Here is a 7435-nt window from a genome sequence, read left to right on the forward strand (position 1 = left end):
CCATGGCAGATCCCGCTGGAACGCATCCCAGCGGCGTTCGTCGATGAAGCCATGGAACCGAAGAATGGAACGCTGCAATGGAAACCGAGATCATGGAAGGCGGCCCAGCAACTGAGCGCGGATCACCAGGTCGAGATGGCGCGTGTTGTGGCGAGCGGCATGCCAATGCCGGCGGCAGAATCGGTCAGAGCCTCGATTTCGATGTAGGGCCGCTCCGACCCGACCTTGGCGAATATCGCGGCAAAGGGAACATCGGCGGCATCCCGGCCGGTGCCGATGCGCAGCAGTCCGGTCGGAATGGACATCCCCGACGGATCAAGCAAATACCAGCCGTTCGAGAGATACACCTCGAGCACCGCATGGAAATCGGGTGGCCCCATCGCCGGATCCGCGCCATAGTCCAGGCTGCTGGAAATACGGGCCCGGATGCTCAGCGCGCGACAGATGGCGATCATCAAATGAGCGAAATCCCGGCACACCCCCGTACGCTCCACGATAGTATCGATCGCCGACGTCCGCTCGTTGGTCGACCGCGAAAGAAAGCGCATATGGTTGCGCACCCACTCCCGTATCGCATACACGCGCGGGTAGCCCTGCCGCATGCTGCGAAACTCACGCATCGCAAATTCCATCATGCGGTCAGATTCGCAATAACGGCTCGGGGACAGGTAGGGCAGCACTTCGAATGGCAGGTCGGCGACCGCGACCTTGCGATAGCGTTTCGCCATCATCGAGCCGATGCTCGATCTCCACCACTGCCTCATACCGAATTCCCAAGCGGCCCTTGTTCTTTACTCGGGACACGTTGCTCGCTGTCTCACGTACCTCGCTAACTAGACGCCGTATATTGACCCGGCTGAGCCGCCTGCTGAGGCCGACCGTCACAACAGTACGCTTGCAACGCTCTTATGATTCGACTATAGTCGAATCATGGAAACCGATAACGCCCTGGAAGCGCTTGCCGCGCTCGCCCACGCCGTCCGCCTGGCTGTGTTCCGCCTGCTCGTGCAGGCCGGCCCCGAAGGCCTGCCGGCTGGCCGCATTGCCGAACTGATGGAGATGCCGGCGTCCTCGCTGTCGTTCCATCTCAAGGAATTACACCGCGCCGGTCTGCTGGCCAGCCGCCAGGAGGGCCGCTCGATCATCTACATGGCGCGCTTCGAGACCATGAATGCCCTGCTGGGCTATCTCACGGAGAACTGCTGTGGCGGCAATCCGTGTTCGCCGGTGTCCTCCTGTTCCGTCGCCACGGAGTCCTGAACCATGAAGCGCTTCCACGTCCATGTCAGCGTGGCCGATCTGCGGGCCAGCATCCGCTACTACTCGGCCCTGTTCGCTGCCGAACCCATCGTCGTCCGCGACGACTACGCCAAGTGGGCTCTGGACGACCCGCGCGTGAACTTCGCGATCTCCAATCGCACGGAGAAGCTGGGGGTGGACCATCTGGGCATCCAGGTGGAGACCGACGCGGAGCTTGCCGAGATGCAGGCGCGCCTCGCCAGCGCCGACCTGCCCATGCAGTCCCAGTCCGAGACGAACTGCTGCTACGCAACCTCGAACAAGCATTGGTCGGTCGACCCGACGGGGATCGCCTGGGAGTCGTTCCACACGCTCGGCGGTGCGCCGACGTATGGCGAATCGCGTGACCGTACCCCCGAAGCCGCCGCGTGCTGTGTACCAATCCCGGTGACCGTCACGCCGAAGCCATCCGCCAAGACCGCCTGCTGCACGCCGGAATCCGGCTGCTGCTGAGTACTCGCTAACCCGCCTCCCCCATCGAGCCTCATACGAGGAGGCACCCGCTCGCCCGAACGTCGCCCAATCACCCAACGACCAACATGTCCGACAAGACTTTCAACGTACTGGTGCTGTGCACCGGCAACTCCGCCCGCAGCGTCATGGCCGAAGCGCTGTTCAATGTCCTCGGCAAGGGACGCTTTCACGCCTACAGCGCCGGCAGCCAGCCCTCCGGCACGGTCAATCCCTTTGCCATCGAGCGCTGCCAGTCGATCGGCTACGACACGTCCGGGCTGCGCAGCAAGAGCTGGGACGAGTTCGCCCTGCCCGACGCACCCAGGATGGACTTCGTCATCACCGTCTGCGACCAGGCCGCGGGCGAGGTCTGCCCGATCTGGCCGGGCACGCCCATCACCGCACATTGGGGCTTCATGGACCCCGCCGCGATTCAGGGCTCGGACGAAGAGAAGCGCAAGGTCTTCGACCAGGTCTTTCGTCAGATCCTGACCCGCGTCAGCCAGTTCGTGAACCTGCCATTGCACGTACTGGACCATAACGCCATCCAGAAGGAGATGCGCGCCATCGGCGAACAGCCTGTAGAGGCCGGGCAATGAGCACCGCGCAGCGGGCCGCGGGGGCCGCGCAGCCCAGCGCCATTGGCTTCTTCGAGCGCTACCTGACCGTCTGGGTGGCGCTCTGCATCGCGGCGGGCATCCTGCTCGGCCAATGGCTGCCACCGGTATTTCAGGCCATTGGCGCCATGGAGGTCGCACAGGTGAACTTGCCGGTCGGCGTGCTGATCTGGATCATGATCATCCCGATGCTGATCAAGATCGATTTCGGTGCCATGGGCCAGGTCGCGGGACACTGGCGCGGCATCGGCGTGACGTTGTTCGTGAACTGGCTGGTCAAGCCGTTCTCGATGGCGTTGCTGGGCTGGATCTTCGTGCGCCATCTATTCGCTGGCTGGCTGCCCGCCGAGCAGCTCGACAGCTACATCGCCGGCCTGATCCTGCTGGCGGCGGCACCCTGCACAGCGATGGTGTTCGTCTGGTCGCAACTCTGCAAGGGCGACCCCTACTTCACGCTGTCGCAGGTGGCGCTCAACGACGCGATCATGGTCGTGGCCTTCGCGCCCGTCGTCGCGCTGCTCCTGGGTCTGTCGTCGATCACCGTGCCGTGGGACACGCTCATCACTTCGGTCGCGCTCTACATTGTGGTGCCGGTGCTGATCGCGCAGGTCGTCCGCAGGGCGTTGCTGGCACGAGGCGAAGCCACCTACAAGCGAGTGGTCGGTGCGCTGGGGCCCTACTCGATCACCGCGCTGCTCGCGACGCTGGTGCTGCTGTTCGGCTTCCAGGGCAATGCCATCGTCGAGCAGCCGCTGATCATCCTGCTGCTGGCCGTACCGATCCTGATCCAGGTCCTGCTGAACTCCGGCCTGGCCTACCTGCTCAATCGCAAGCTCGGCGTCGCCCACTGCGTGGCGGGCCCATCGGCGCTGATCGGCGCAAGCAACTTCTTCGAGCTGGCCGTGGCCACCGCCATCAGCCTGTTCGGTTTCCAGTCGGGCGCGGCGCTCGCCACCGTCGTCGGCGTGCTGATCGAGGTCCCCGTGATGCTGTTCGTCGTCGGCGTGGTCAACCGTTCGCAGCACTGGTACGAATCGCACTGAGATACCCCATGACCGTCACCATCTATCACAACCCCGCCTGCGGCACATCGCGCAACACGCTCGCCATGATCCGCAACGCCGGCATCGAGCCGACCGTCGTCGAGTACCTGAGCACGCCGCCCGACCGGCAGACCTTGCAGGCAATGATCCGCGACGCCGGGCTTACCGTGCGCGAAGCCATCCGCGAGAAGGGCACGCCCTATGCCGAGCTTGGTCTCGCCGACCCGTCGATGACCGATGGCCAATTGCTGGACGCGATGCTGGCCCATCCGCTCCTGATCAACCGGCCCTTCGTCGTCACCGAGTTGGGCGTACGGCTGTGCCGGCCGTCGGAGCTGGTGCTGGACATCCTGCCGGCGCCGCAGCAAGGCGCCTTCACTAAGGAAGACGGCGAGCCTGTCATCGACGCGCAAGGGCGGAGAATCCAATGACCGCGGATCTTCCCAATATCGTCCATGCGGTGCTCGATACGCCTGAGCTCTATAAGCTGGAACCGCCACGCGTCAGCACCCACCCGCCGCGCATCCTGCTGCTCTACGGTTCGCTGCGCGAGACTTCCTATAGCCGGCTGCTGGTGCAGGAAGCCGAACGGATTCTCCAGCACTTCGGGGCGGAGACCCGCGTGTTCGACCCGCGCGACCTGCCGATGGCGGACAGCGTGCCCGCTGATCACCCCAAGGTGGTCGAACTGCGCAAGCTCTCCGAGTGGTCGGAAGGCCAGGTCTGGTGTAGCCCCGAGCGCCATGGCACGGTGACGGCCGTCTTCAAGAACCAGATCGACTGGCTCCCGCTGGAGATTGGCGGCATTCGCCCGACCCAGGGCCGCACGCTGGCCGTCATGCAGGTGTGCGGCGGCTCGCAGTCGTTCAACGCCGTCAACACGCTGCGCGTGCTGGGCCGATGGATGCGCATGATCACGATTCCGAACCAGTCGTCGGTGGCCAAGGCGTACCAGGAGTTCGACGGCAACGGCCGCATGAAGCCGTCGTCCTACTACGACCGCGTGGTCGACGTCATGGAAGAGCTCGTCAAGTTCACACTGCTGGTACGTGACCGCAGCGACTACCTGACGGACCGCTACAGCGAGCGCAAGGAAGCCGCGCCCCCCAACGCGACGGCGCTGGCAGCGGCGGCCATGCAGCACGAGAACGAGGCCCAGACCGGCGACACCGACAGCAACGAAGTGGAATAACCAGGAACGGGATGGCCATGGAGCCGAGCAGTAGCGTGATCGCCAGGCTGGGGATTGCCCAGACGCTGGCCTGGGGTTCGACCGACTACCTGCCCGCCATGCTCGCAACGCCCATGGCCAAAGATCTTGGCGTTTCCACGCCCACGATCTTTGCTACGTTTAGCGTCGCTCTGGTGGTATCGGCACTGCTGGGACCCGCCGCCGGGAAGATGATCGATCGAACCGGCGGCCGCTTGGTGCTCGTGGCCACAAGCCTGCTATTCGCCCTCGGCCTCGCCGGGCTCGGCCGTGGTACGGGGGACTGTCGGCCTCTTCGCTGCCTGGGCGATCCGAGGCATCGGCATGGGTGCCGGGCTCTACGAAGCGGCGTTCGCCACGCTGGTTGCGCTGTATGGCAACCGCTCGCGCGGCGCGATCACCGGCATCACGCTGATCGCCGGCTTCGCCAGTACGGTCGGCTGGCCGCTCTCGACCTACATGGAGGCGCACATCGGGTGGCGCGGTGCCTGCCTGTCCTGGGCGGCGCTGCATCTCACGCTTGGGCTGGCCCTGAACCTGAGCATGCCGCGGATGGCAGCCGGAGCGAATGCGCCCAGCGAAGCCGTGCCATCAACGCGTAGTGATCGGCCGCACCCGGGTGACGAGCGTTCGCAGCGGACGGCCTCCTATGCGCTGGCCTTCGTTTTCGCGGCGACCTGGTTTATCAGCACGGCGATGGCCGCACACCTTCCGCGGCTGCTGCAGGCGGGTGGGGCGTCGTTGGCCATGGCCGTGATGGTGGGTGCGCTGATCGGACCGGCGCAAGTCGGTGCCCGGATCCTGGAGTTCGGCCTGCTGCGCAAGGTCCACCCCTTGCTGTCGGCGCGGATCGCGGCGGCGCTGCATCCCATTGGCTAATTGGCGTTCGGTGTGGCCGGAGCGCCCGCGGCGGCCCTGTTTGGCGTCCTACACGGGGCGGGCAACGGCATTCTCACGATTGCCAAGGGCACGCTGCCGCTGGTTATTTTCCGGCCGGGCGGGTATGGCCACCGTCAGGGCTTGTTAATGGTGCCGGCCCGCGTCGCCCAAGCAATGGCGCCGTGGCTCTTCGGCATGCTGCTCGATTCCTTGGGCGCTAGGGCGCTCTGGGTGTCGTCGGCTCTTGGATTCGCCTCAATCCTCACGCTATTTCTTCTGCACGGACAGAGGCGCACGGCAGCCGCCGCTGCATAAGCCACGGTTCGCTTGCTTTCGAACGACCGCTTTGCGGCGGTGTCCCGCCTCCGGGAGCGCAGTTGCTGGCTGGCGGGAATAGCCGATGAACTGCCGTTCGATCTTCGAGGAAATGGCGGCATTTCCAACCCGCCGCCTGAACCACGGAATATCCCTATTTGTCGATCAACACCAAATCCCGGCGAGCCTGCCGCTCGGGATGCGAGACATCCCAGGGTCATAACTCTCTGACCGTATGGCGGGCAGCGCGTTAGGTCCCTTCGTCCGGCACGTTGTACAGTTCGCGCAGCCGATTCGCAAACGGGCGGATCGCCTCCAGGCATGCAGCGCTGTTGCCACCTTCCATGGTCGACAGACTCCAGTTGCAACCACCTGCGTCCGCGGAATGCCATAACACGTCGCCAAAGCAGGCGCCTTCGCATTCCGAAAACTTTGCCTGTTCTGCACGAAGCATGGCGCGCAATTCGGCCTTGTTCTTGAGCTGTCTCGACATAGAGTCTCACTCCTTCCTTTGCAAGCAAAGCCTTTCGCATAGCCGCTTGGGCAAGCAGATCACGTCATTCGATCAGCAACGGCTCAGCATCTCGCCCTGCTCGGGTACGCATGGCAAGCGGCATCCCCGTATCAGATACCCGCCAGCGATTCGCCCCTGACAAGTCCTTCGATGATGTCCGCCCCGTGCTGGACCGCTGCGCGCTTGGCCACACCCAAATCGGCCCACTGTGCATCCGGTACTTGAAAGACTCGCCCGCTGTCGGCTGTCGGCGCGATACCCTCACGACAGATCACTACGGAAGCGCTGTAGCTACGGTCCGGCCTTCGTTCATGCCATTCACGCGGTGGATCGTATTTGTAGACTAGCGGGTAAATGTCGAAGCCTTTGCTGTTTGCTGCCGGATAAGTGTCCATGTCATGCTCCCAAGGGGCCGTCTCCCACTCTACGCTGATTGTCCGCGACGGCCAGCATTTATTTTTGGGCCTGGACCGCCCTAGGACGACGACGTAGGACAACGGCCTACATCCCTCGACGATGTTCCCGTCCAGCATGACAGTGTCTCAACAAATTCTTGCGACACGGGCTAACCGCCGCATCGATCAACGTCACCGGGGTGTAGCTCTTTGCCCGATCCAGCAGACACGACCGCGCATAGCTATTGCGTCGATGAGGTGCAGCACGGCACACGCGTTTGGGGACCGCTTCATTCAGGGCACCCCCTATGAGTCGCATGGTGGCGCCGAACACGCAGGTGTTCAGCGAGGCCGTCTCGCCATCGACCTGCTGCTGGGCCTGCTGCAGGCTTCTTGGCGCTGATCTGGCGGCCCCAGGCAGAAAGACTGCGCCTGAGCCACAGCAGATCCCGCTAGAACGCGTCCCCGTAGCGTCCATCGATGAAACCAAGGGAACCGACGAATGGAACGCGGCAATGGAAACCGAAATCGTGAAAGGCGGCCAGCTACTGGGCCCGGATCACCAGGTCGAGATGGCGCGTGTTGTGGCGAGCGGCATGCCAATGCCGGCGGCAGAATCGGTCAGAGCCTCGATTTCGATGTAGGGCCGCTCCGACTCGACCTTGCCGAATATCGCGGCAAATGGAACATCGGCGGCATCCCGGCCGGTG

9 protein-coding genes and 1 pseudogene are annotated in these 7435 nt (G+C 64.0%); 7 read left to right on the forward strand and 3 right to left on the reverse strand.

The genetic code is table 11. The features are described 5' to 3' along the window. Positions 1–122: 122 nt before the first annotated feature. The gene (locus A9J21_RS13915) at positions 123–731 is read right to left on the reverse strand and encodes a transglutaminase family protein (RefSeq protein ID WP_231906926.1); all 609 of its coding nucleotides are present in this window, start codon (positions 729–731) and stop codon (positions 123–125) included. A gap of 199 nt (positions 732–930) precedes the next feature. On the opposite strand from A9J21_RS13915, the gene A9J21_RS13920 reads away from it, so the two are divergent. The 7 genes and pseudogenes from A9J21_RS13920 (at position 931) to A9J21_RS13950 (ending at position 5816) form a co-directional block, all read left to right on the forward strand. After that, positions 931–1260, forward strand: coding sequence for a helix-turn-helix transcriptional regulator (locus A9J21_RS13920; RefSeq protein ID WP_029051503.1), 330 nt, complete (start codon positions 931–933; stop codon positions 1258–1260). A gap of 3 nt (positions 1261–1263) precedes the next feature. Continuing rightward, complete coding sequence (locus tag A9J21_RS13925) at positions 1264–1752, forward strand: ArsI/CadI family heavy metal resistance metalloenzyme (protein WP_066736527.1); 489 nt, start codon at positions 1264–1266, stop codon at positions 1750–1752. 86 nt (positions 1753–1838) lie between these two features. Continuing rightward, positions 1839–2351: an arsenate reductase ArsC gene (locus A9J21_RS13930; RefSeq protein WP_066736528.1), complete on the forward strand. Its 513-nt coding sequence runs from the start codon at positions 1839–1841 to the stop codon at positions 2349–2351. Then, on the forward strand, positions 2348–3412 hold the full coding sequence (gene arsB / locus A9J21_RS13935) for an ACR3 family arsenite efflux transporter (RefSeq protein ID WP_066736529.1): 1065 nt from the start codon (positions 2348–2350) through the stop codon (positions 3410–3412). Before A9J21_RS13930 ends, arsB begins: the two co-directional genes overlap by 4 nt. A gap of 8 nt (positions 3413–3420) precedes the next feature. Then, complete coding sequence (gene arsC, locus A9J21_RS13940; protein WP_066736530.1) at positions 3421–3843, forward strand: arsenate reductase (glutaredoxin); 423 nt, start codon at positions 3421–3423, stop codon at positions 3841–3843. Continuing rightward, the gene (gene arsH / locus A9J21_RS13945) at positions 3840–4604 is read left to right on the forward strand and encodes an arsenical resistance protein ArsH (RefSeq protein WP_066736531.1); all 765 of its coding nucleotides are present in this window, start codon (positions 3840–3842) and stop codon (positions 4602–4604) included. The genes arsC and arsH overlap by 4 nt, the downstream gene beginning before the upstream one ends. A 17-nt stretch (positions 4605–4621) precedes the next feature. After that, a pseudogene (locus A9J21_RS13950) lies at positions 4622–5816 on the forward strand (MFS transporter). 250 nt (positions 5817–6066) lie between these two features. Here A9J21_RS13950 and A9J21_RS13955 read toward each other — a convergent pair. Both A9J21_RS13955 and A9J21_RS13960 read right to left on the reverse strand, forming a co-directional pair. Beyond that, complete coding sequence (locus A9J21_RS13955) at positions 6067–6309, reverse strand: hypothetical protein (protein WP_066736537.1); 243 nt, start codon at positions 6307–6309, stop codon at positions 6067–6069. A gap of 131 nt (positions 6310–6440) precedes the next feature. Continuing rightward, a complete protein-coding gene (locus A9J21_RS13960) occupies positions 6441–6725 on the reverse strand; it encodes a hypothetical protein (protein WP_066736525.1) in 285 nt (94 codons plus the stop codon). Positions 6726–7435: the final 710 nt, after the last annotated feature.

The sequence above is a fragment of the Cupriavidus sp. D384 genome, from assembly GCF_001652915.1.
In the GTDB taxonomy this organism is placed as follows: domain Bacteria; phylum Pseudomonadota; class Gammaproteobacteria; order Burkholderiales; family Burkholderiaceae; genus Cupriavidus.